16 protein-coding genes and 1 other RNA gene are annotated in these 22,768 nt (G+C 71.1%); 4 read left to right on the top strand and 13 right to left on the bottom strand.

All coding sequences use genetic code 11. The features are described 5' to 3' along the window. Positions 1-18: 18 nt before the first annotated feature. The 4 genes from F0344_RS22520 to F0344_RS22505 all read right to left on the bottom strand — a co-directional run bounded on the left by F0344_RS22520 (position 19) and on the right by F0344_RS22505 (position 5,373). Positions 19-1,395 (bottom strand): acyltransferase family protein, encoded by a 1,377-nt coding sequence (locus tag F0344_RS22520; RefSeq protein ID WP_258050049.1) that lies wholly within the window; start codon positions 1,393-1,395, stop codon positions 19-21. Beyond that, a complete protein-coding gene (locus F0344_RS22515) occupies positions 1,392-3,521 on the bottom strand; it encodes a glycosyltransferase (protein WP_185302834.1) in 2,130 nt (709 codons plus the stop codon). Before F0344_RS22515 ends, F0344_RS22520 begins: the two co-directional genes overlap by 4 nt. Positions 3,522-3,586: 65 nt before the next feature. Further along, positions 3,587-4,237 (bottom strand): hypothetical protein, encoded by a 651-nt coding sequence (locus F0344_RS22510; protein ID WP_185300523.1) that lies wholly within the window; start codon positions 4,235-4,237, stop codon positions 3,587-3,589. 164 nt (positions 4,238-4,401) lie between these two features. Further along, the gene (locus F0344_RS22505; RefSeq protein WP_185300522.1) at positions 4,402-5,373 is read right to left on the bottom strand and encodes a LysR family transcriptional regulator; all 972 of its coding nucleotides are present in this window, start codon (positions 5,371-5,373) and stop codon (positions 4,402-4,404) included. An 83-nt stretch (positions 5,374-5,456) separates the two neighbouring features. On the opposite strand from F0344_RS22505, the gene F0344_RS22500 reads away from it, so the two are divergent. Beyond that, a complete protein-coding gene (locus F0344_RS22500; protein WP_258050048.1) occupies positions 5,457-6,680 on the top strand; it encodes an MFS transporter in 1,224 nt (407 codons plus the stop codon). A 70-nt stretch (positions 6,681-6,750) separates the two neighbouring features. Here F0344_RS22500 and ssrA read toward each other — a convergent pair. The 5 genes from ssrA to ftsE form a co-directional block, all read right to left on the bottom strand. Beyond that, positions 6,751-7,138: a transfer-messenger RNA gene (ssrA, locus tag F0344_RS22495) on the bottom strand. An 89-nt stretch (positions 7,139-7,227) separates the two neighbouring features. Next, on the bottom strand, positions 7,228-7,716 hold the full coding sequence (gene smpB, locus F0344_RS22490) for an SsrA-binding protein SmpB (RefSeq protein ID WP_185300521.1): 489 nt from the start codon (positions 7,714-7,716) through the stop codon (positions 7,228-7,230). Between the two features lie 18 nt (positions 7,717-7,734). Next, on the bottom strand, positions 7,735-8,928 hold the full coding sequence (locus F0344_RS22485) for a S41 family peptidase (RefSeq protein ID WP_185300520.1): 1,194 nt from the start codon (positions 8,926-8,928) through the stop codon (positions 7,735-7,737). A gap of 67 nt (positions 8,929-8,995) precedes the next feature. Beyond that, positions 8,996-9,913 carry a permease-like cell division protein FtsX gene (gene ftsX / locus F0344_RS22480; RefSeq protein ID WP_185300519.1) on the bottom strand — a complete coding sequence of 306 codons (918 nt, stop codon included), beginning with the start codon at positions 9,911-9,913 and terminating at the stop codon, positions 8,996-8,998. 35 nt (positions 9,914-9,948) lie between these two features. Then, complete coding sequence (ftsE, locus tag F0344_RS22475; RefSeq protein ID WP_014046319.1) at positions 9,949-10,638, bottom strand: cell division ATP-binding protein FtsE; 690 nt, start codon at positions 10,636-10,638, stop codon at positions 9,949-9,951. A 280-nt stretch (positions 10,639-10,918) separates the two neighbouring features. Between ftsE and F0344_RS22470 the strand changes: the two genes are divergently transcribed. Beyond that, positions 10,919-11,110 (top strand): hypothetical protein, encoded by a 192-nt coding sequence (locus F0344_RS22470; RefSeq protein WP_185300518.1) that lies wholly within the window; start codon positions 10,919-10,921, stop codon positions 11,108-11,110. A 110-nt stretch (positions 11,111-11,220) separates the two neighbouring features. Here F0344_RS22470 and F0344_RS22465 read toward each other — a convergent pair whose 3' ends face one another. Together F0344_RS22465 and prfB are read right to left on the bottom strand one after the other, a co-directional pair. Beyond that, positions 11,221-12,168: a hypothetical protein gene (locus tag F0344_RS22465; RefSeq protein ID WP_185300517.1), complete on the bottom strand. Its 948-nt coding sequence runs from the start codon at positions 12,166-12,168 to the stop codon at positions 11,221-11,223. A gap of 349 nt (positions 12,169-12,517) precedes the next feature. Then, entirely contained in the window at positions 12,518-13,624 is a 1,107-nt protein-coding gene (gene prfB, locus F0344_RS22460; RefSeq protein ID WP_185300516.1) for a peptide chain release factor 2, read from the bottom strand. Positions 13,625-13,942: 318 nt separating this feature from the next. Between prfB and F0344_RS22455 the strand changes: the two genes are divergently transcribed. Then, positions 13,943-15,523 carry an IS1182 family transposase gene (locus F0344_RS22455; RefSeq protein WP_185298508.1) on the top strand — a complete coding sequence of 527 codons (1,581 nt, stop codon included), beginning with the start codon at positions 13,943-13,945 and terminating at the stop codon, positions 15,521-15,523. A gap of 58 nt (positions 15,524-15,581) precedes the next feature. On the opposite strand, the gene F0344_RS22450 is transcribed toward F0344_RS22455, so the two are convergent. Together F0344_RS22450 and F0344_RS22445 are read right to left on the bottom strand one after the other, a co-directional pair. After that, the gene (locus F0344_RS22450) at positions 15,582-16,820 is read right to left on the bottom strand and encodes a serine/threonine-protein kinase (RefSeq protein WP_185300515.1); all 1,239 of its coding nucleotides are present in this window, start codon (positions 16,818-16,820) and stop codon (positions 15,582-15,584) included. Between the two features lie 154 nt (positions 16,821-16,974). Continuing rightward, positions 16,975-18,684 (bottom strand): serine/threonine-protein kinase, encoded by a 1,710-nt coding sequence (locus F0344_RS22445; protein WP_185300514.1) that lies wholly within the window; start codon positions 18,682-18,684, stop codon positions 16,975-16,977. Positions 18,685-19,157: 473 nt separating this feature from the next. Here F0344_RS22445 and F0344_RS22440 point away from each other — a divergent pair, with 473 nt between their 5' ends. Beyond that, positions 19,158-22,610, top strand: a complete 3,453-nt coding sequence (locus F0344_RS22440) for an FHA domain-containing protein (protein WP_185302832.1) — start codon at positions 19,158-19,160, stop codon at positions 22,608-22,610. Positions 22,611-22,768 lie beyond the last annotated feature (158 nt).

The following is a 22,768-nucleotide window of genomic DNA, read 5'->3' as shown; positions in this document are numbered from 1 at the left end:
CGGTGAGGGAGTGAACGGTCAGCGGGCGCGGGCGCGGGCGCGGCCGCCCGTGCGGGACCGCGGCGCCTTCTCCGGTTCCTTCCGGGTGCCGTTGGGCCACAGGCGCGGCCGGCGCCTGGCCGCGACGTCCTCGACCCAGCCGAACGCGAGGATCACCAGGCCCAGGAGGGGCCAGACCGCGATCAGGGTGAGCACGGTGTACGAGCGCTCCAGGTACGGGTCGAGGTGGTCGCCGGCCCAGGGGACGTTCCACAGCTGGTCGACGAGCTGTGCGCTCGCCATCAGCAGCAGGTTGTGCCAGAGGTAGATCGTCACGGCCCGGTTGTTGGCCAGGGTGATCAGGCTGTCCCACCCGGCGAGCCTGTCCGGGAGCTTCCGCCAGGACGGGGCGTACACGAGGAGGATCACGCAGAAGCCGAAGGACCAGGTGGACTGGGCGAGCGGGATCTCGTCGAGGTTCCAGCCCTCGTCGGTGAGGTGGCCGGAAGCCCACCAGAGGCCGAAGCCCATGACGATCGCGGCGGAGGACACCACCAGATAGCGCGGGACCTGTTTCAGCAGACCGTCGTGGTGGGCGAAGCCGAGGATCCAGCAGGAGCCGAACACGGCGAAGTCGAGGACCGCCTCACCGGTGGCCCCGGGGATCGTCACCAGACCCGTGCCGAGCACGGCGGTGAGGCCGATCGGGGCGAGCATCGTCACCCACGGCAGCCTGCGGAACGCCTTCAGCAGGAGCGGTGAGGCGATGACGAACCACAGGTAGGCCCTGATGTACCAGAGCGGCCCCACGCCCTGTTCGGCCCAGGACACCTCGAAGTACCCGCCGGGTGATCCGCTCTCCTCGGGGAAGGGAGGGGAGCCGATCGGCAGGAGGTAGCAGCCGAGCCTGACGAACCACCACAGGCCCTCCTCCCGTACCGGCTTCCAGCTGAGCGCGAACATGAGCGGTACGACGACGAGCGAGAACGCCCACATCGGCGGCAGCAGCCGGCGGAGCCGGTCACGCACCACGCTCGCGGCGGGGCGTGCCAGCGAGCGGGCCATCAGGGACCCGGCCAGGGCGAACATGACGCCCATGGACGGGAAGATCACCGTCAGCCAGGCCCAGCCGAAGAGGTGGAAGAGGATGACGCGGACGAGGGCGACGGCGCGCAGCAGGTCGAGATAGCGGTCGCGGCCGGGCTTCTTCGCCTGCTCGTCCTCGGCGGGTCGGGTGGCGGGGGCGCCGGGCGGGGGCTGCCGGGGCGGAGGCGTCCGCTGGTACGGCCCCGGCTCGAACGGCAACGGCTGGTACGGCGACGACCGGTGCGGCTGCGACCGGTGCGGCTGCGACCGGTGCGGCTGCTGCGGCACGGGCTCGTGCGCCCGCGGGAACGGCTGGTCCGGGTAGGTCATGCCACGGTCCTCCGGTCCCGTCCGGCGGCCGTGCGCCCGTTCTGCTGGGCGCCGGGCGTCCCCACCACTCCCGTACGCCGCAGCTTCTGCCAGCGCAGCCGGCCACCGGTGAGAGCGGTGATCCACGACTGGAGCAGCACGACGTACATGAGCTGGCGGTACAGGATCTGCTGGAGTGGCAGCGAGATCAGATGGACCATGCGCTCCCGGTCCAGCCGGAAGGCGTACGCGGCGCAGACCGCCTGCACCACCAGGACGCCGAACCAGGCGGCGACCGTCTTCCCCGTCGGACCGAAGACCAGTCCGTACAGCAGGAAGACGTCGATGAGGGGTGCCAGCAGCGGGGCGACGACCATGAAGAGCGAGACGAACGGGAGCCCGACCCGTCCGAAGCGGCCCGAGGGTCCCCGCTCGATGACGGAGCGGCGGTGCTTCCAGATCGCCTGCATGGTGCCGTACGACCACCGGTAGCGCTGCGACCACAACTGCTGAACGGACTCCGGCGCCTCGGTCCAGGCCCGGGCGTTCTCCGCGTACACGACGCGCCAGCCGTCCCGGTGCAGGGCCATGGTGACGTCGGTGTCCTCGGCGAGCGTGTCCTCGCTCATGCCGCCGACCCGGTCCAGCGCTTCGCGGCGGAAGGCCCCGACGGCGCCGGGGATGGTCGGCATGCAGCCCAGCAGGTCGTACATCCTGCGGTCGAGGTTGAAGCCCATCACGTACTCGATGTGCTGCCAGGCGCCGATGAGCGAGTCTCGGTTGCCCACCTTGGCGTTGCCCGCGACCGCCCCGACCCGGGGGTCGGCGAACGGCTGGACGAGCTCGCGGACCGTGCAGGGTTCGAAGACGGTGTCGCCGTCCATCATCACGACGATGTCGTACCGGGCGTGGGCGATGCCGTTGTTGAGCGCGGCGGGTTTGCCCGCGTTGCGCTGGCGGACGACGCGGACGTTCGGGAGCCGGAGCGCCTGGACGATGTCGGCCGTTCCGTCGGTGGAACCGTCGTCGATGACGATGATCTCGATCGGATAGTCACTGGCGACCAGTGACCTTACGGTCGCGGCGATGCATTCGCGTTCGTTGTACGCGGGGACGAGCACCGAGACCGGTCGTGCGAGCGGCGGACCCCAGCTGAAGTCCCTCTTCCGGACCCGCCGCGCGTGCAGGAACGAGAGCACCAGCATCAGGCCGAACCGGACCATGACGAGCACGCCGATGACCGCGAGGCCGACCACGAGCACATCGGTGATCCGCTCCGAGACGCTGACGGCGGAGACGAACGCCTTGCCCTTGACGAGCGCGAACCCGGTCGCCGGGGTGTGCGCGCTGGGAGCGCCGAGGGCCGCGGTGAGGTGGGTGAACTCGTATCCGCGCTGCTTCATCTTCGGCAGGAACGTGTCGAGGGCCGCCACGGTCTGGGACCGGTCGCCGCCGGAGTCGTGCATCAGGATGATGGCGCCCCGGCCGCCCTTGGGCGTGGCCCGCTCGATGATCGCGTCCACCCCGGGGCGCTTCCAGTCCTCACTGTCGGTGTTGTTCACGACGGTGAGGTAGCCGCGGCTGCCGATGTACTGGGTGACGGGCCAGGACTTGTTGTCCATCGCGTCGGAGAACGAGGAGTACGGCGGCCGGAACAAAGACGTACGGATACCGGCAGCCCCTGCCAGCACCAGCTGGTTCTGGGACAGCTCCCAGTCGATCCGCTCGGGCGTCTGGAAGGAGAGGTCGGGGTGGTTGAAGGTGTGCAGCCCGATCTCGTGGCCCTCGTCGACCATGCGCTGGACGAGGCCGGGGTAGCGCGAGGCCATGGTGCCGGTGACGAAGAAGACGCCGTGTGCGCCGTGCTTCTCCAGCGAGTCGAGGACCCGCGGCGTCCAGACCGGGTCGGGGCCGTCGTCGAAGGTGATGACGATCTTGCGGTCGGGTATGCGCAGCGTCTTGGCGGGCTCGGTGGCCGACCGGGCGTCGATGACCGGACCGCCCTCCAGGACGTGACCCGGCACCTGGGTGGTGGGGGCGGGGGGCTGGACGCGGTGGTCGGCGAGGATCTCGCTGTGTACGTAGCCACGCAGCATGAGCATGGCGAGCAGGGCGACGAGAAGCAGTGACGGGAGGAGATAGCGCATGGGAAGTCTGCGCTTGGCCCGCTTCTTCCGGTGGTGCCCGACCCGCGCGGCGGGGGCTTTCATCGTTAGGGGGCGCCTTCTTGTTCATCCACCGGCGGAACGGTCGTCTCGACGGGCGGGGCGGGGCTTTCCGGCTCCACGGGTGACGAGGAGCCGGGCGCGGGCGCAGCGGGGACCGGAGCGGCAGGAGCGGAGGACGAGGCGGCGGCCTCCTCGTCCGGGGCGGCCACGGTGGGCAGGGGCGCCCGGGTGGCCGGCGCGGACCCGGCCGGCACGGGGTCGGCTCCGTTGGCCGACTGCGGTGCGCCGCTGCCTGGGGCGTCGAGGTCCGAGGGAGTGGCACTCGGGGTGGCCGGGCCGGGGCTCGCCTCCGGTCCGACCGGTTCGGTCGGGGCGGGCTGGACCTCCACCTCCGCCGACTTCTCGGGCTGACCGGTGATCGGCAGCCAGGGCGCGTGCGAGCTGCCGCCGAGGAGGGCCACGACCAGCGTCACGGCGTAACCGGCACAGATCGCGGCGAGCAGCCAGCCGACGCGTCGGAGGGACTTGCTGCGACGGCCGCTCTCGTCGACGAAGACCGGGTTGTCGGAGCTGTCCGGAGTGCCCGGCTCGATGGCCAGTTCGGAGAGTTGCCGTCCCAGGCCGTCGAGTTGGAGCGTGACCTCGTTCGGCTCGTGCGTATGCCCGGTTCGGGTACCTTCACGCCAGTTTTCCACAGGTGTACGCACATCCCCCACTCAATGAACCGGGAGCAAGTGGAATGACCGTTTCGCGCGGTCAAAGGGGCCCCAGCCCTGTCCACGCGCGCCTGTCCCAGTGCACCCGGACCATGAATGTAGCGCACGACCCGGACCCTGAAGCTCCGGTCCCCGGGTCTTGTTCAGGAACGGTGACACATCAGTGATGCGTCGATTTCCGGCAACCAAGATCCAGGTGGACGGGCCATCCACTCTTCCGCCTCCCCCAGTTGGGCAGCCGCCACGCACAGAGCGGACAGACCTGGGTGAGTCACCCCATTACGCCAGACCATCACGAGCGGCGACAACGGTACGGGGCGGACCAGGGGCCGTACGACGGTTCCGGGCAGGGGCGGAAAGTCCACAACCGCGAGCACAGGATTCCCCGACTTCGCCATGACACGTTGAAATTCGGCCACTCCGACAGCGAGGGGCACGGGCGGAGCGAGCGTGATGGACCACTCGCCGAAGAGCCGCCGCGCGAGGTCCGTCCACTCCCGGGTGCGCTCGTTGCCCGCGCCGGCGTAGACGGTTTCACCGGCCAGCTCGTCCAGTGCGACGACCTCCCGACCGGCAAGTGGATGAGCGCGGGGAAGCAGGACGGCCATCGGCTCGTACCGGACGGGCTGCACGGAGAGCCGTGACCGCACCGCCGGGTCGAGCCCCGCGGCCCGCCCGAAGGAGACGTCGAGCCGCCCGGCCAGCAACTCGCCGGCCGCCCACGTCAGACCGCTCTCGAAGCGCGCCATCAGTTCGCACGCCGGAGCCAGCTCCCGGGCCCGCGCCAGCACCCGGGCGGCGGTCATACCGTCGGTGTTGAGATCGACGAGCAACGGCCGGGCGGCCGGATCCCCGAAGGCGGCGGCCAGCGCGTCATGGGCGTCCAGCACCTGCCGGGCGTACGGGAGGAGCCGCTCACCGTCCGGCGTGAGGGAGACCTGACGGGTGGTGCGTACGAAGAGTTCGGCACCGAGTTCGCGCTCCAGCCTCCGGATGTCCCTGCTCAGCGCCTGCTGGGCCACGTAGAGCCGGGCAGCGGCGCGGGTGAAGTGCAGTTCGTCGGCGACCGCGAGAAAGGCGCGCAGGAGCCGGGGATCGGTGCCGGAGGTTGCCACGCGCAGAATTTACAACACGCACGCGTTAATCGGTACGGAGTAGGTGTTGGACCGCACGGACCGGGCGCCCCGACGCTTGGCCCATGCCGCCCGACACCAGCACCGCCGCCCCGAGCCACCCGCGCCCCGCCCCGTCCACACCGCCGGAAGCACGGGTCAACCCGTACCGCCGGCTGCTCAGCACACCGGGTGTCCGCGCGTTCACCGCGGGCAATCTGCTGGCCAGGCTGCCCTCGGGCATGTTCAGTGTCAGCGCGGTCATCATGATCGCCGAAGCCCACGACTCGTACGCCCTGGCGGGCGCGGTCACCGCGGCGGGCCTGGCCGCCATGGCCGTCGTCGCCCCCTGGACCGCGCGGCTCGTCGACCGCTACGGCCAGGCCAGGGTCGCCGTACCGGCCACCGCGGTCGCCGCGCTCGGCTCGCTCGCGCTGGTGCTCTGCGTCCACTTCGACGCCCCTGTCTGGACCCTCTTCGCCGCCTACGCCGCGACGGCCACCACACCCAACACCGGCGGCATGTCCCGGGCCCGCTGGGCGCACATCCACCGGGGCGATCCGGCGGCCCTGCACACCGCGAACAGCTTCGAGCAGGCCGCGGACGAGCTCTGCTTCATGCTCGGCCCCGTTCTGGCCGCGACCTTGTGCGGGGCGCTGTTCCCCGAGGCCGGCACCCTGGCCGGCGCGGTCCTGATGATGGCCGGAGTCCTGATCTTCGCCGCGCAGCGGGCGACCGAGCCCCCGGTGGCACCCCGTACCCACACCGCGTCCCCGTTCCGTACCGCCGGGATGCCCGCCCTGCTCGCCGCGTTCCTCGCCACGGGCGCGGTGTTCGGTGCCATGGAGGTGGTGTCCATCGCCCATGCCGGAGGCGCGATCCTCGCCCTCCAGGCGGCCGGGTCCTGCGCCGCGGGCCTGCTCTACGGATCACTGCGGCCCGTCGGCAACGTCCGGCGCCGGCTGCTGCTCTGCCTGACCGGGATGACGGCACTGATGTCCCTGCCCCTGCTCGCCGCCGCCTCGACCGACTCGCGGCTCGTGCTCGCGGGCTGTCTGCTGCTGGCGGGCGCCGCGACCGCGCCGACCATGGTCACCGGGATGACCCTGGTCCAGCGCCTCACACCCGAGGGACAGCTGAACGAGGGCATGACGCTCGCGGTCACGGCGCTGCTCGGCGGCATAGCCGCCGGCTCGGCGACCGGAGGCTGGATGGTGGAGCATTCCGGAACGGTGACCGGCTACGCGGTGCCCGTGGGGGCCGCGGGTCTGGCACTGGTGGTCGCGGCGGTCGGCATCCGGCGCCCGTGACCGGTGCCGGCACCGGGAAACACGAGGACCCCGTTGCCTGGTGGCAACGGGGTCCTCGTGTACATGGGAATTGTGGAGATGGCGGGAATCGAACCCGCGTCCAACGGTGCGGAACCAGGGCTTCTCCGAGTGCAGTTCGCTGCGCTTTTCTCGGCCCCGGAGGTCACGCGAACAAGCCTCCGACAGGCCCAGCCACTGTTTGATTTCCTTCTGGGCCCCGTGACCGGGTCCAGAAGTTTAGATCCCTTAGTGATGCCAGGATCCGGGTCGGGATCAACCCCGGGCTGACACTCCGCAGAGTCTTCGCTTAGCTGCTAATTAGGCAGCGAGGGCGAAGGCGGAGGAATCGCGCTTGGAATTGGCGATTATTGTTTGCGACATATGGTTTACGAGATCATTGCCGCTTCCTCGACTCGCTTCCCCTGCTTCGACATCCGCTGTCGAAACCGATCATCCCCATGTGTTTTTTTCAAAGGTGGTGCCACACCCCGGGGGGTGCAGTGCCATCGTACGTCAACAGCGCGCGACGGTGCCAGCCTATTCCGGCTCAGGCGCTCCGCTGACGTCGCCGGACCGCCGAGATGGCACGGTTCGTCTCCCGGGTGTCCTGCTTCTCGCGCAGTGTCTGGCGCTTGTCGTACTCCTTCTTGCCCTTCGCGAGCGCGATCTCGACCTTGACCCGGCCGCCCGTGAAGTACAGCGCGAGCGGCACGATCGTGTGGCCCGTCTCCTGCGACTTCGACGCCAGCTTGTCGATCTCGGCCCGGTGCATGAGCAGCTTGCGCTTGCGCTTGGCCGTGTGGTTGGTCCAGGTCCCCTGCACGTACTCCGGGACGTGGATGTTGTGCAGCCACGCCTCGTTGCCGTCGATCTGGACGAAGCCGTCGACCAGAGAGGCCCGGCCCATCCGCAGCGACTTGACCTCGGTGCCCATCAGCACGAGGCCGCACTCGTACGTGTCGAGGATGGTGTAGTCGTGCCGCGCCTTCTTGTTCTGCGCGATCATCTTGCGCCCTGTGTCTTTTTCCTTGGCCATAGTGCGGTCATTTTCGCACTACGACCCACCCCCGATGCCACTCAATACTGTCTCGGCCCGCTGCTGGGCCGCCGCACCGGCCACCAGGTCCGGTGTGATGCCCTGTCCGTCGACGCTTCGGCCGACCGGTGTGCGGTAGTGCCCGACGGTCAGTTCGGCCACCGAACCGCCCGCGAGCCTGCTGGGCATCTGCACGGATCCCTTGCCGAAGGTGCGGGTACCCACGGTGACGGCGCGGCCCCGGTCCTGGAGGGCGCCCGTCAGCAGTTCGGCGGCGCTCATGGTCCCGCCGTCGACGAGGACGACGAGGGGCCGGTCCGTATCGCCGCCCGGCTCGGCGTTCAGGGCGCGCTGCTCGCCGTGCACGTCGTAGGTGGCCACCAGGCCACCGTCCAGGAACGCGGAGGCCGCGGTGACGGCCTCGGTGACCAGGCCGCCCGCGTTGGCACGGAGGTCCAGGAGGATTCCGGCGTCCCGGGGGGCCGCGCGCACGGCGTCCCGGACCTCGGCACCCGACCCCTTGGTGAAGGCGGTGACCTTGATCAGGACGGCGGAGGAGGGAGTGCCGCCCAGCCGCCGGACGGTGACGGCCTCGGTGGAGAGCCTGGCCCGGCGCAGGGTCTCGGTCCAGCCGTGACCCTCGCGCCGGAGCCCCAGGACGACCTCGGTGCCCTCCGTGGCACCCGTACGGTCTCCGCGCAGCAGGGCCACGACCTCGGCGACGGGACGCCCGTCGACCGGGTGACCGTCGACCGTGCGCAGTTGGTCGCCCTTGCGGACGCCCGCCCGGTCCGCGGGCCCACCGGGCTCGACACGGGACACGGAGACGCTCTTGTCGGCCGCACGCCGGGCGGAGAGGCCGACACCGGTGTACGAGCCGTCCAGGGCCTGCTCGAAGTCCGCGTACTCCTGCTCGTCGTAGACCGCGCCCCAGCGGTCCCCACTGCGACTGACGGCCTCCTGGGCCGCGTCCGTCACGGACTTCCCGTCGGCCTCGGCCTCGGCGGCCGCGTCCTCGACCGCTTCACGGTCCCGGGGGTCCACGGCGGAGGCGACGGAGCGCGTCTGTATGTCCGGGTTCTTCCCCGGCTCGGCCTCTCGCGGCAGCGACCCGGTGGCGGCGGCGGTGGCGAGCACACACCCGAAGATCAATGTCAGGGCCGCCCCGCGGCAGAGACCGCGGGGCCGGAGACGGTACGAAGGGCCCGGCATGGCGTCGAGTCTAGGACAAGGCCCCGGCGCCGCACCGGCGGTTGGCCGCGCGGCGCCAGGGCGCATCTCACACCTTGAGGTACTTGCGGAGTGCGAAGAGCGCGGCCACGGCCGGCATCAGCAGCCCGATCGCGAGGACCAGCGGCAGCTTGGTGAGGACCGCGTCCCAGCCGATGAACTCGATCAGGTTCAGCTTGTCCTGGAGGGCGAGTCCGCCGTCGATCAGGAAGTACCGGCCCCCTATCAGCATGGCGCAGGCGAGCAGGCCACCGATCAGGCCGGCGAAGGCCGCCTCCATGATGAACGGCATCTGGATGTAGAAGCCGGAGGCACCGACGAGCCGCATGATGCCCGTCTCCCGTCTGCGGCTGAACGCCGAGACTCGGACGGTGTTGACGATCAGCATCAGCGCGATGACCAGCATCAGCGCCATGACGAAGAGCGCCACCGTGTTCATGCCGTTCATCAGCTCGAAGAGGTTGTCCAGGATGGATCTCTGGTCCTGGACGGACTGCACCCCGTCACGCCCCGCGAATGCCGTGGCGACGACCTTGTACTTCTGCGGGTCGTCGAGCTTGACGCGGAACGACTCCTGCATCTGGTCCGGCGTGATGTTGCCGGCCATCGGAGTGTCGCCGAACTGCTCCTGGTAGTGCTTGTACGCCTGGTCGACCGTCTCGAAGCTGACCTTCTCGACAGCCTCCATCTTCTCGAGATCGGCCCTGATCTCCTTCTTCTGCTCAGTGGTGACCGCACCCTTGGCGCACTTGGGCACGTCCTTGGCGTCACTCTTGTTGCAGAGGAAGATCGAGACGTTGACCTTGTCGTACCAGTAGGTCTTCATCGAGCTGACCTGGTCGCGAATCAGCAGCGCGCCACCGAACAGGGCGAGCGAGAGGGCGACGGAGACCACCACGGCGAAGGTCATCGTGAGGTTGCGACGAAGACCGACGCCGATCTCCGACAGGACGAACTGGGCGCGCATGGCGTCCTTTCAGTACTCGATGCTCGTGCGGGTGCTCAGTGCTGGTAGCCGTAGACGCCGCGCGCCTGGTCACGTACGAGACGGCCCTGCTCGAGCTCGATGACGCGTTTGCGCATCTGGTCGACGATGTTCTGGTCGTGGGTCGCCATGATCACGGTGGTGCCGGTCCGGTTGATCCGGTCCAGCAGCTTCATGATGCCCACGGAGGTCTGCGGGTCGAGGTTGCCGGTCGGCTCGTCCGCGATCAGCAGCATGGGGCGGTTCACGAACGCCCGCGCGATCGCCACGCGCTGCTGCTCACCACCGGAGAGCTCACCGGGCATCCGGTCCTCCTTGCCGCCGAGACCGACGAGGTCGAGAACCTGGGGCACCGCCTTGCGGATCTCGCCGCGCGGCTTGCCGATGACCTCCTGCGCGAAGGCCACGTTCTCGGCGACGGTCTTGTTGGGCAGGAGCCGGAAGTCCTGGAAGACCGTGCCCAGCTGACGGCGCATCTGCGGCACCTTCCAGTTGGACAGCCGCGCGAGGTCCTTGCCGAGCACATGGACCATGCCCTGGCTGGCTCGCTCCTCACGCAGGATCAGCCGCATGAAGGTGGACTTGCCGGAACCGGAGGAGCCCACCAGGAAGACGAACTCGCCCTTCTCGATGTCGAGTGAGACGTCCCGGAGCGCGGGACGGCTCTGCTTCGGGTAGGTCTTGGAGACGTTGTCGAATCGGATCACGAGTGCACCACGGTCGGCCGGGAATAGGTGAGCGTGACCATACGCGAACCGGGCTCTGGCGTGCATGCGGGCTCCGGTAATGAGTGTTTTGTGACGCCTGGAACGGGCAAATCCGACGCCTCTCGGCGCCTGATACGACAGGGTCCGGCGTCACGCGGCCGGGCGGCCCGCGCCGAAATCCGCGCAAGCTGGCACAGTGGTAGGGGGAACAGCCGCGTTTCCCGGAGCGTTGTGCGGAGAGAACGTGTATGCGGCTCCGCCGCGCGGGAGGAGAAAGCGCATGACCTATGACCGACTGGTGTGCGCGAACTGCGCGGCGCCCGTGAACGAGGGGCGCTGCCGCGTCTGCCGGGCCGTGCGCCAGCAGATGGAGGAGCAGGAGCGGGAGCAGGGACCCTTCGCCGGGCTCAGCCCCGCGATGCTGATCGCGCTCATGGTGCTGCTGGTCGCCGCGCTGGCACTGCTCGCGTAGCAGGGCGGCGAGACCGTCGGGCGGGCCTCCGAAAGGCCTGTGACATGCAGAGGGACCCGGTCCGCTTGGGCGGGCCGGGTCCCTCTGTACGTTCGTACCGCTGATCGCCCTTAGGCGGCCGTGCGGCCGTTCACCAGGCGCGGAAGAATCCGGAAGCCGATGCCGCCGGCGATCATCGTCGCGGCGCCGACCAGCAGGAACGTGGTCTCGGCCGCACCGGTCTCGGCGAGCTCGTCCTTGCCCTTGCCCTGCTCGACCGGCTGGTTGCCGACGCTGTCCGTGTCGGTGTTGTCGACACACTCGGCGCCGTCGAGGTCGACGGTGCAGGTGCCCGCGCCGCCGTCGGTGCCGGAACCGGAGGTCCCGGACGTACCGGTGCCGCCGGCCTGCTGGCCCCCGGCGCTGTTGCCGCCGTTGCCACTGTTACCGCCCGTGGCCGCGTCGCCACCACCAGCAGCAGCGGCGTCACCGCCACCCGCCGCAGCGGCAGCGTCGCCACCACCGGCAGCGGCAGCGTCACCGCCACCAGCAGCGGCAGCCGCGTCGCCACCACCGGCAGCGGCAGCCGCGTCGCCACCACCGGCAGCGGCAGCGTCACCGCCACCCGCCGCAGCAGCAGCGTCGCCACCACCCGCGGCAGCAGCGTCACCGCCACCAGCAGCGGCAGCCGCGTCGCCACCACCGGCAGCGGCAGCGTCACCGCCACCCGCCGCAGCAGCAGCGTCGCCACCACCCGCGGCAGCAGCGTCACCGCCACCCGCCGCAGCAGCCGCGTCGCCACCACCAGCGACGTCACCGCCACCGGCAACATCACCACCACCGGCAACATCACCGCCACCGGCCACATCACCGCCACCGGCCGTGCCTTCGCCGTCGAGGCCGAGACCGGCGTCGAGCTCGACACCGCTCTCGTCGGCCTCGGCCTTCACGCTGAGACCGGCGACATCAACACCGATACCGACGGCCTGTGCCGCACCGGCAGCGGTGAGCGAGGCGCCCGCGGCGATTACCGCACCTGCGGCTATCCGCGCGACGCGGACTCGCGTCTTCTTGGTCATCTGCTGCTACCCCCAGTAGCCGAAATCTGAATATGGAGCAGCCATATGCGGGTCCACGGCCCTGCGGGGTTGCGCTCTCGGCAGGGCCACTTCGTGCCGTGACCATCCCGCCCGCCCCCGTTCGCACCCGTGCCCGGACATACGCATGCTGCTCAAGCACCCTGTCCAGACTTGAGGATTACGTCAAGGCCGTTTCGTGTAATGCGCACCAATATGTGGGTTCTTGACAGGCATTCGGAACCACGACTGTGACGCATTCGCCACGCCGTCCCCCCAACTCCCCTTGCCGGAACACGGAAGAGCCCGGGCGGCGGGCGGCCGGCCGGGCTCAACTGCTCAGTGCGTGGGGCTACTTCTCGCTCTGCTTGCGCCAGCGGATACCGGCCTCGATGAAGCCGTCGATCTCGCCGTTGAAGACCGCTTCGGGGTTACCCATCTCGAACTCCGTACGCAGGTCCTTGACCATCTGGTACGGGTGCAGGACGTACGAACGCATCTGGTTGCCCCAGGAGTTTCCGCCGTCACCCTTGAGCGCGTTCATCTTCGCCTGCTCCTCCTGGCGGCGGCGCTCGAGGAGCTTCGCCTGGAGGACGTTCATCGCGGACGCCTTGTTCTGGATCTGCGAGCGCTCGTTCTGGCAGGAGACGACGATGCCGGTCGCCAGGTGGGTCAGGCGCACCGCGGAGTCCGTGGTGTTGACGCCCTGGCCGCCGGGACCCGAGGAGCGGTACACGTCGATGCGCAGCTCGGACTCGTCGATCTCGATGTGGTCGGTCTGCTCGACCACCGGCAGCACCTCGACGCCCGCGAAGGACGTCTGGCGGCGGCCCTGGTTGTCGAAGGGCGAGATCCGGACGAGCCGGTGGGTGCCCTGCTCGACGGAGAGCGTCCCGTACGCGTACGGGACCTCGACGGTGAAGGTGGTCGACTTGATGCCGGCCTCTTCGGCGTACGCCGTCTCGTAGACCTCGGTCTTGTAGCCGTGCCGCTCGGCCCAGCGGATGTACATGCGCTGGAGCTTCTCGGCGAAGTCTGCGGCGTCGACGCCGCCCGCCTCGGCGCGGATGGTCACCAGCGCCTCACGCGAGTCGTACTCGCCGGAGAGAAGGGTGCGGACCTCCATCTCGTCCAGCGCCTTGCGTACGGACTCCAGCTCGGTCTCGGCCTCGGCGAGCGCGTCCGCGTCGCCCTCGTCCTCGGCGAGCTCGAACATGATGCCGAGATCGTCGATACGGCCACGCAGGGCCTCGGTCTTGCGGACCTCGGCCTGGAGATGCGAAAGCTTGCTCGTGATCTTCTGCGCGGCCTCCGGGTCGTCCCAGAGGGACGGCGCCGCAGCCTGCTCCTCGAGCGCGGCGATGTCCGCCCTCAACGTGTCCAGGTCCAGGACGGCCTCGATCGACCCCATGGTGGAGGAGAGGGACTTCAGCTCTTCGGAAATATCGACGACTGCCACGGGTCCAGCGTAACGGCTGGACGAGTGAAGCTGTCCCTCGCCCGGAAGCGCGCCCCGGTTCGTGCCCGTTCCGCTGCGGGGCCAGGTCCTGTCTGGAGTTCCAGCGCGGGAGAGGGAGCGGCGTCCGGTGCCGTCGAATCCAAGGCGGAGGAGGGAGCGATGGCGGAGCCCTCGCGACTGACGACAACGCCGGAGGCGGCGGTGCCGGACGCCGCGACGCCGCGACGCCGCGGGGGAACTCCAGACAGGACCTAGAAGATTGCTGAAAATATTGGGTTCTGGCCCCGCTCCGGGTGGAGTGGGGCCAGTCTTGTGTTCATGCAGGGGGAATGGGCTGGGGAGAGCGTCGGCGAGGACGTGTGGGAGACGTGCCGGGAGTTGATCCCGGCCGGGAGTGTGTTCGCGTTTCTGGCTGAGCATCGCGAGGTCATCTTCCCCGGTGCCATGTTCACGGACATGTATCCCTCGACGAACGGGCGTCCCTCGTTGCCGCCGCAGGTGCTGGCCGCCACGGTGGTGCTCCAGAGCCTGCACGGGCTCTCGGATTTCGAGACGGTGCAGGAGTTGCGCTGCGATCTGCGCTGGAAGGCCGCGTGCGGACTCGGGCTGCATGACACTGCGTTTGATCCGTCATTGTTGACGTATTTCCGTCGTCGACTGCAGCGCTCCGGTGACCCGAACCGGCTGTTCGCGAAGGTCAGGGAGGTCGTCGCGGCCACCGGTGTGCTCAAGGGGAAGCAGCGCCGGGCGCTGGACTCGACGGTGTTGGACGACGCGGTCGCCACCCAGGACACGGTCACTCAGCTGGTCGCCGCGGTCCGCCGGGTGGTCCGCGAGGTCCCGGGCGCCCAGCAGGTCGCCGACCGGTGGTGCACCGCCCACGACTACACCGATCCGGGCAAACCGAAGATCGTCTGGAACGACGAGCAGGCCCGCGCCGATCTGGTCGATGCCCTGGTCACCGACGCACTGAACCTGCTGGGCCGGCTGCCCGAGCAGGAGCTGGGAGAGGCTGCGGCGCACGCGGTCGGCCTTCTCGCGCTGGTCGCCGGGCAGGACGTGGAACCCGTCGACGGCTCCGACGGGCGGGACGGGCGGTGGCGCATCGCCCGTCGCACGGTCTACGACCGCACCGTTTCCACGGTCGATTCCGAGGCCCGGCACATCCACAAGAACCGCTCCCGCCACCAGGAGGGTTTCCGTGCCCATGTGGCGTTCGAGCCCGAGGAAGGGCTGTTCACCGAGGTCGCGCTGACCGCCGGCAGCGGAGCCCACAACCACGAGGCAGCCGTCGCCCGGGATCTCCTCGCCGACGAGGAATCCCCGGTCACAGTCCTGGGCGATGCCGCTTACGGCACCGGCGAGTTACGCGAGCACCTGCAAGAGCAGGGACACCACCTGGTCCTCAAGCCACCACCGCTGCGGCCGGCCGTCCCCGGCGGTTTCACCGCCGACGACTTCGACGTCGACACCACGAACGGGCAGGTCACCTGCCCGGCCGGACACACCGTTCCCCTTGGCCAGGTCCGCCGGGGCGGCGAACGCCAGGCCCAGTTCAAGAAACTGTGCACCGGCTGTCCGCTGCGGGAACACTGCACGAAGTCCAAGACCGGCCGGGTCTTCACCGTCCACGCCAAGTACGACCTGCTCAAGGCCGCCCGTGACGAGGCTGCCACCAGCCCCGGCTGGCAAGCCGAGTACCGGCGTTGGCGGCCACCGGTCGAACGGGCCATCGCCTGGCTCGTCGCACGGGGCAACCGCAGAGTGCCCTACCGCGGCGTCCTGAAGAACGACACCTGGCTCCACCACCGCGCAGCAGCCCTCAACCTCCGCCGACTGATCCACCTCGGACTCACCCGAACCGGCGACACCTGGGCCCTCACCCCGCCCACCGCATAGCGAAAGGGCCGCCCGGCCCACGGCCGGACAGCCCCCACACAAGATCTTCAGCAGCTTTCTAGGGCGATGCGGGCGCCGAGTTCCTGGTGTCCTGGGGGGTGGCGCCCGCGTCGTCGCCCCCGGCGGCCAGCCAGCTGCCGACGCCGACGGCCGCGCCGAGGACGACCGCTGCCACACCCAGCGTGATACGTCGCTTACGGACAGCGGCGGACTTGTTGCGGGCCGAGCCGGGGCGCGGGCGGCCGGGAGCGCGCGGGGCCCGTGCCGTGCCGAGCGGGCCTCCGGCCAGTTCGTCGGGGGCCGGGACGCGCATGCTCGTGTGGGTGTCGCGGTTGGAGTCCGGGGAGGAGCCGGGCACGAGGGGGACGGCGCCGCGGCGGCGTGGCTCCTCGGCGGCCGGGGTGTACTGCTGCTCGTCGTAGGTCTGCGGTTCCGGTTCGGTGTCCGGCTCGTCCACGTCCAGCGGCGGGATGCCGCTCAGCAGCGGGAGCAGCTCGCGCAGCCTGACCGCGAGCTCGGAGGCGCGCAGCCGGGAGGCCGGCGCCTTGGCCAGGCACTGGACCAGGAGCTGCCAGAGCTCCTCCGGTATGCCCGGGAGGGGGACGACCGTCTCGGTGACGTGGCGGCGCAGGACGGCGCCGGGGTGGCCGCCACCGAAGGGCGTGAATCCCGCGAGGAGCTCGTACAGCACCGTAGCGAGGGCGTAGATGTCGACGGCGGCGCGCGGCGGGAGGCCCTCGACGATCTCGGGAGCCAGATAGTCCGGCGTGCCGATGATCTTGGTGGCCTTGGTGCGGCGCGGGGTGTCGATCAGCTTGGCGACGCCGAAGTCGGTGAGCAGGGCCGGGTGCGAGCCGCCGGGGCCGAGCGGGCCCTCCATGTCGAGGAGGATGTTCTCGGGCTTGACGTCGCGGTGGACCACCCCGGCCGAGTGCGCTGCGGCCAGGCCGTCGGCGATGTCCGCGATGATCGAGGCCGCCGCCTCGGGGGCGAGCCTGCGTTCGCGGTCGAGACGGGTGCGCAGATCCGTGCCGCGTACGAGGTCCATGACGAGCGCCAGGTCGGTGCCGTCCACCACGAGGTCGCGGACGGCGACGACGTGCGGATGGTCGAGCCCGAGCAGGGCGGTGCGCTCCTGGACGAAGCGGCCCACGAGCTCCTGGTCGGACGCGAGGTCCTCCCGCAGCAGCTTGATGGCGACGGGGCCTTCCGGCCCCTCGCCGAGCCACACCGTGCCGGCGCTGCCGCGCCCCAGAATCTGGTGGGCGGTGTACCGGCTGCCGATATTCCGTGCCAAGACTGCTCCCTCAGCGGCTGGCGTTGGACCCCCGATCGACAAAGTTACGCGGCGATCGGGGTACTGCGTGCCCTGGATGGCGCCAACCTCCACTTCTACGGGCGAAATTGCCCCGTAGAAGTCGACATAGCTACAGAATCGCTGCTCTCCGGCGTCAGTTGCCGACGTTCTCGCCGCTGTCGGCTGCATTGCCGAGCTCCGAGACCCAGTCCGTCACGGTGGAGATCGCGTCGCCGATCGCCTCCCAGTAGCCCTTGCCCTGCGCCACCCAGTCCTGGAGCGGCGTGAGTTCCCAGATCAGCCAGCTCGCGACGATGAGCAGCACCACGGTGAACAGGCAGCCCTTCAGACAGCCGAGCCCCGGGATGCGCATCGGGTTGGAACTGCGCTGCCTCGGCTGCCTCGGCTGGCGCGGAGCCGGCGGCTGGGGCTGCTGAGGCTGTTGCGGCGGCGCGTACTGCTGGCGCTGCTGAGGCTGGTGCTGCTGCGGGGGCTGCTGGTAGCGCTGGGGCTGCTGCGGCGGGTACTGCTGGTGCTGCGGGGGCTGCTGACGTTGCTGGCGCTGGGGCTGCCGCTGCTGCTGCTGCTGCGGCGGCTGCTGCTGGCGCTGGGGCCGACGGCGCAACGGGTCGTCGTTCGGGTCGAGGTACTGGATCTGCGTCTGCTCGTTGCGGTCGCGCGCCGCCTGAAGCTGCGACTGCCACGGGTGCGGGCCGTCGGGCTCCGGAGGCCCGTCGGGGCGCGGCGGGACGGGCGGCATGACGGACGTCGGGTCGGCGCCGCCCGCTCCCTGGCCGTGTCCCTGGCCGTGTCCCTGGTTCGGTCCGGGGCTCTGCCGCATGACGCTGGTGGCGGCCGCAGGGTCGTAAGCGTTCGGGTCGTACGAGCCCGCGTTGCTCGGCAGCACCTGGGTGGGGTCGGCCGCACCCAGGGTCTCCGGCACCGCTGCGGGGGCCGGGTCGGGGGCGAGCAGGGCCCCCACACCGTCGGCCGCCGCGATCTGGGCGGAGTTGGCGTGTACGCCGATGCCGGCGGCGACGGCACGCAGTCCCCGGGCCAGGTTCTCGGCGCTGGGCCGCTGGTCGGGGTCCTTGCGCAGGCAGCGCTCCATGACCGTCCACAGCGGTGCGGGAACCGTGGTGGGGCGGCGCGGTTCCTCGCTGAGGTGCCGGTGGAGGACTTCGAGCGCGGTGCCGCCGGCGAACGGCGGACGGCCGGTGACCAGCTCGTACAGCAGGATGCCCGCGCCGTAGATGTCGACGGCTGAGGTCTGCGGGCGGCCCTCGGCGGACTCCGGTGCCACATAGGCCGGCGTCCCGACGAACTCGTGGGTCCGGGTCAGGCCCGGGGAGTCGGCGAGCCGCGCGATGCCGAAGTCGGTGAGCATCGGGTGCATCCGGCCGTCGCGCTCGTCGAGCAGCACGTTGGCGGGCTTGAGGTCGCGGTGCACGACGCCGTCGGCGTGACTGGCGGCGAGCGCGTCGGCGATCTGGGCGGTGAGGAGCGAGGCGGCGACCGGGGTGAGCGGGCCGTTCTCGCGGAGGTAACGGTGCAGGTCCGGGCCGTCGATCAGGTCCATGACGAGGGCGAGGAGATCCCCCTCGACGACCAGGTCCCGGGTGCGCACGATGTTCTCGTGGGTGAGCCGCAGCAGCACGGAGCGCTCGCGCAGGAACCGCATCACGACGTCCGCGTCGTTGGCCAGCTCCTCCTTGAGGACCTTGATCGCGACGGTTTCGCCGGGCTGGCCCGCGACGGCCGCCTCGGCGCCCGCGGTCTCCCGCTGGCGGGCTCGCCAGACGGTGCCGGTGGCGCCGCGTCCGAGCGGCTCCTCCAGGAGGTACTTGCTGCCTACAGGCCGCACGTCATGCGCTCCCTGCTGATCGTGGTGCTTGCCGTCCGCCGGGCCTGCCCGGATGTGCGGCCCACTCTAATGCCGCCGAACGGGCCGTCGGCCGGTCGTCTTGCGGTCGTGTTCCTGCCGTGTCCTGTGTGTCCTGGAGTGTGTGGGGGTGAAGACGCGAACCACACGCGAATGGTTGTCGAACAGACGTACAGAACGGCTTGCCGCAGTGCCGCAACTGCCCCTCGGGGACGCAGGGCCAGGCCCAAGCAGGCACTTTTGGGTCCACAGCCGACCATTCAAGATCACTTAGTGATGACCCCCGGGCGTGTTGTCAGTGGCAGGTGCGAGGATGCCTCCAGCACGGAACTGTGGGGTCGGGAGCCCCGCGGTACGTGACGACCTGTACCGGACGACGCGTCCGTGCCGGGTGGGGGGAATCACAGGCCGTCTCCCCCTGCCGGGCGCCCGCGCAGAAGGGACCGCTGACGGCGATGCAGATCCGGCTGACCGTCCTCGCGCCGCGCAGCGGCCAGAACCCGACCCCGGCGCGCGCCTGCGATGTGCTGGTCACCGCACCCGCAGGCACCGCTCTCGCCGCCGTCGCCTCCGGGCTGGCCTCGGCCGTCTCCGGGCCCGACAGCTCCATGGGCGGCGGCGCGGTGGTGCTGTTCGCCGGGCGCGAGCGGCTCGACGCGCAGCGCATCGCGCTGGGTGAGCCCCCACTGGTGGACGGCGCGGTGCTGTCGCTCCAGGTACCCGGTGAGGACGAGGCGGCGGACGACGCCGTTCCCGCGCATCTGCATGTGATCGCCGGACCCGACGCGGGCGGGGTGCATCTGCTGCACGGCGGGCAGATCCGGATCGGCCGCTCGGCCGACGCGGACGTCCCGCTCGACGACCCGGACGTTTCCCGCCTGCACTGCGCGGTCACGGTCTCCGAGGACGGCCGCGTCTCGGTGACCGATCTGGGCTCGACCAACGGCACCTCCCTGGACGGTACGGAGGTCCACGACCGGCCGGTCCGGCTGACCCCGGGCGCGCTGCTGCGGCTCGGCGAATCGACGCTCCGGCTCACCTCGGGCACCCGTGGGCCCACACTGCCGACAGCCCCGGACGGCGAGGGCCACCTGCGGGTGAACCGGGCATCGGTCACCCACGCCCAGGAACGGACGGCGCACGGGGAAGCGGAGTACGAGGGGCACGGGTACGGGGACGGGGACGGTTCGGCGCACACGTACGGCGGGGCTTCCCCCCGGGGCGGCCCGGGACCGGCGGGACACGACGACGTGCAGGACGACGACCGCTACAGCCCCGCCGTCACCCATGGGCACGGCACCCGCCACCTCGCGGACGAGCCGCCCAGGCGCGGCGGCATAGGCGCGTGGGCCAGGCGGCTGGCAGGCGGCAGGGGCGAGGCCGCCCACGACACGACGGAGCGGACGGACAACGCCCGCGCCGCCGCTTCCCCCTTCTCCCCGTCCTCCTCTCCCTCCTCGCCGCCTGTGCGCTCCACCGCCCCGGCGGGCACCTGGCCCGACCCTGCGGCGGTACTGCTGACCGCTCTTGGTCCTGGCCCGCGCCTGTGGGAGCGCGACACCGCGCATCCCGAGGCGCTCGTCGTACGGCTGGGCACGACCGACCGGGCCGACCTGCCCGCCGTTCCGGTGACCGTGTGCCTCCGGGAAGCCGGTTCGCTCGGCCTCGCGGGTCCGAGGTCCCGGCTGGCCGGACTGGCCCGGTCGACGGTGGCGCAGCTCGCCGCGCTGCACTCCCCGTTCGACCTGGAGATCGTGCTGATCAGCACGGACCGGGCACGCGGTGCGGACGAGCGGCGCCGGGAGTGGGCGTGGCTCGGGTGGCTGCCGCACCTGCGGCCGATGCACGGACAGGACTGCAGACTGCTTCTCGCGTACGACCGGGAGCAGGCCACGGCCCGCACCGGGGAGCTGGTGCGCCGGCTGGACGAGGGGCCGCTCGGTCCCGGCTGGGCGAGCGTCGACCGGTCGGCGGTCACGGAGGCCGCCCGGCTGCACACGGGTCCGTACACCGTGGTGATCGTCGACGGTGACCCCGGTTCCGCGGCGCTGCGGGAGACCACGGCCAGGCTGGCGGGCTCGGGGGCGGCCGCCGGTATCCATCTGATCTGCCTCGCCGAGACACCGGCCTCCTCACCCACGTCTCCGGTGACGGCGACGTACGACGCCGCGTGCCGGGCCTCGACAGCGTTCCGGGAGTGCGGGGCCGTCGCGATGCTGAGCGGCGATGTGGCGACCGCGCTGCGCCTGCTGCGTACGGCGGGCGGGCAGACGGCGGGCAACGGCACGGTGGCGGCCGTGGACGCGGTGTCGGTGGCCTGGGCCGAGCGGTTCGGACGGGCCCTGGCCCCGCTGCGCGAGGAGGGCTCGGTGGCCCTGCCGGGCCGCCCGGCGTCCGCGGCGCTCCCGCCGTCCGCCCGGTTGCTGGACGAGCTGGGGCTGGCGAGGGCCACCCCGGCGTCGCTGATGGCACGCTGGGCCTCCACGGCGGAGGAGCAGCCGGGTGCGTCACCGCGCCCCGCGGCCCCGCCAGGCCCCTCGGCGTCGGAACTGGACACCCCGGGTTCGGGCCGCACGGTCAGCACGGCAGCCCGGGTGGGCGCCCAGCGCGCAGCCCCGGAACGGGACAGCTCCGGTTCGGGCCGGACCCCGTACCCGGGCAGCACGGCCCACAGCTCGGGCCGCACGCCGTATCCGCGCACGGACAGCGGCTCGGGCCGTACGCCGTACCCGGGCACCGAGACCCGCGACTCCGAGCACACCCCCTACCCCAGCACTCGCGACTCCGAGCGCACCCCGTACCCGAACACCCGCGACTCCGGCCGTACGCCGTACCCCGGCACCGAGAGCCGGGGGCCGGGCGGGTCGGCGGTGTACGCCGGGCGGCCCGTCGTCGTGCTCGGGGCCGGGCCCCGGGGGGCCCTCAGCGTCGATCTGGCCGACGAAGGACCGCACCTGCTGATCGAGGGCCCCGCAGGGAGCGGGCGCTCCGAGCTGCTGCGGGCCGTCGCCGCCTCACTGGCCGCCGCGGCGCGGCCCGACCGGCTCGGCATCCTGCTCATCGACGGGGCGGGCAACGAGCGCGGTGAGGGGCTCGGCCCCTGCACCGAACTCCCGCACGTCTTCACGCACCTGGTGGCCTCCGATCCCGTGCGGATGCGGGAGTTCGCCCAGTCACTCGGCGGTGAGCTCAAGCGCCGCGCCGAGCTGCTCGGCCCGCTGGACTTCGCCGAGTGGCACGCACGGCACGGGGTGGGGCAGCGGATCGTGGGCCAGCGCCCGCCGAGCGCCGGCGAGCAGCGGGGCGACCTGGACTCACCGGCCACCGGAACCCTGCGGCTGAGGCCTTCCGCGCGGACCACCGACCCCGGCCCCTCGCCGCTGCCCCGGCTCGTCGTCCTGGCCGACGACTTCGACGCCCTGGTCGCCCCCGCGCTCGGCAGCCCCGGCCGCCCGGCCGCCGGCTCCGTCGTCCGCGCGCTGGAGGCGGTCGCCAGGGACGGCGGACGGCTCGGCGTCCACCTGGTCGCCACCTCCGCACGCCCGGACCGTACGGAGGACACCGAGCTGGCCCGCGGGGCGCGGCTGCGGATCATCCTCGACGCACCGGCCGTGCCGCCCTCCCCGGACGAACCTGCCCCGGGCCGGGGCAGGCTGGGGCATCCGGACGGCCGGGTCACCCCGTTCCAGGGAGGCCGGGTCACCGGCCGCATTCCCCGTACGGCGACCCTGCGCCCCACCGTCGTCCCCCTGGAGTGGGAGCGGATGGGCGATCCGCCCACCCGGCGTCCCGTGCGGGAACTGGGCAACGGACCGACGGACCTGGCGCTGCTGGCCAGCGCCCTGGAGCGAGCGGCCCGCTCGGTGAACGCGGAACGACTGCCCCCGCTCCTCCCCTTCCCCTCCTGACTCCACGGCCTCGATCAGGCCGCCTGCTTACTGACCGCACGTCACGAGCCCACAACGATCCCCTGGTTGGGGCTGATCACGGTATTGCGGCGCCCGCGCCCCGGGCGTAGGACTGTGCGCACGAACGACGTGTACGCAATGAAGACACGCCATGCGCA

The organism is Streptomyces finlayi (genome assembly GCF_014216315.1).
GTDB classification, from domain to species: Bacteria; Actinomycetota; Actinomycetes; order Streptomycetales; family Streptomycetaceae; genus Streptomyces; species Streptomyces finlayi_A.
The sequence above is the reverse complement of the archived record's forward strand: the minus strand, read 5'-3'. Positions and strand labels throughout refer to the sequence as shown.

Coding starts and splice junctions, on each gene's coding strand:
- F0344_RS22485 (WP_185300520.1), bottom strand. CDS start 8,928: ATGCCGGGCCCTTCGTACCGTCTCCGGCCCCGCGGTCTCTGCCGCGGG.
- F0344_RS22500 (WP_258050048.1), top strand. CDS start 5,457: ATGCCGCCCGACACCAGCACCGCCGCCCCGAGCCACCCGCGCCCCGCC.
- F0344_RS22455 (WP_185298508.1), top strand. CDS start 13,943: ATGCAGGGGGAATGGGCTGGGGAGAGCGTCGGCGAGGACGTGTGGGAG.
- F0344_RS22440 (WP_185302832.1), top strand. CDS start 19,158: ATGCAGATCCGGCTGACCGTCCTCGCGCCGCGCAGCGGCCAGAACCCG.
- smpB (WP_185300521.1), bottom strand. CDS start 7,716: ATGGCCAAGGAAAAAGACACAGGGCGCAAGATGATCGCGCAGAACAAG.
- ftsX (WP_185300519.1), bottom strand. CDS start 9,913: ATGCGCGCCCAGTTCGTCCTGTCGGAGATCGGCGTCGGTCTTCGTCGC.
- F0344_RS22520 (WP_258050049.1), bottom strand. CDS start 1,395: ATGACCTACCCGGACCAGCCGTTCCCGCGGGCGCACGAGCCCGTGCCG.
- F0344_RS22465 (WP_185300517.1), bottom strand. CDS start 12,168: ATGACCAAGAAGACGCGAGTCCGCGTCGCGCGGATAGCCGCAGGTGCG.
- F0344_RS22470 (WP_185300518.1), top strand. CDS start 10,919: ATGACCTATGACCGACTGGTGTGCGCGAACTGCGCGGCGCCCGTGAAC.
- F0344_RS22515 (WP_185302834.1), bottom strand. CDS start 3,521: ATGCGCTATCTCCTCCCGTCACTGCTTCTCGTCGCCCTGCTCGCCATG.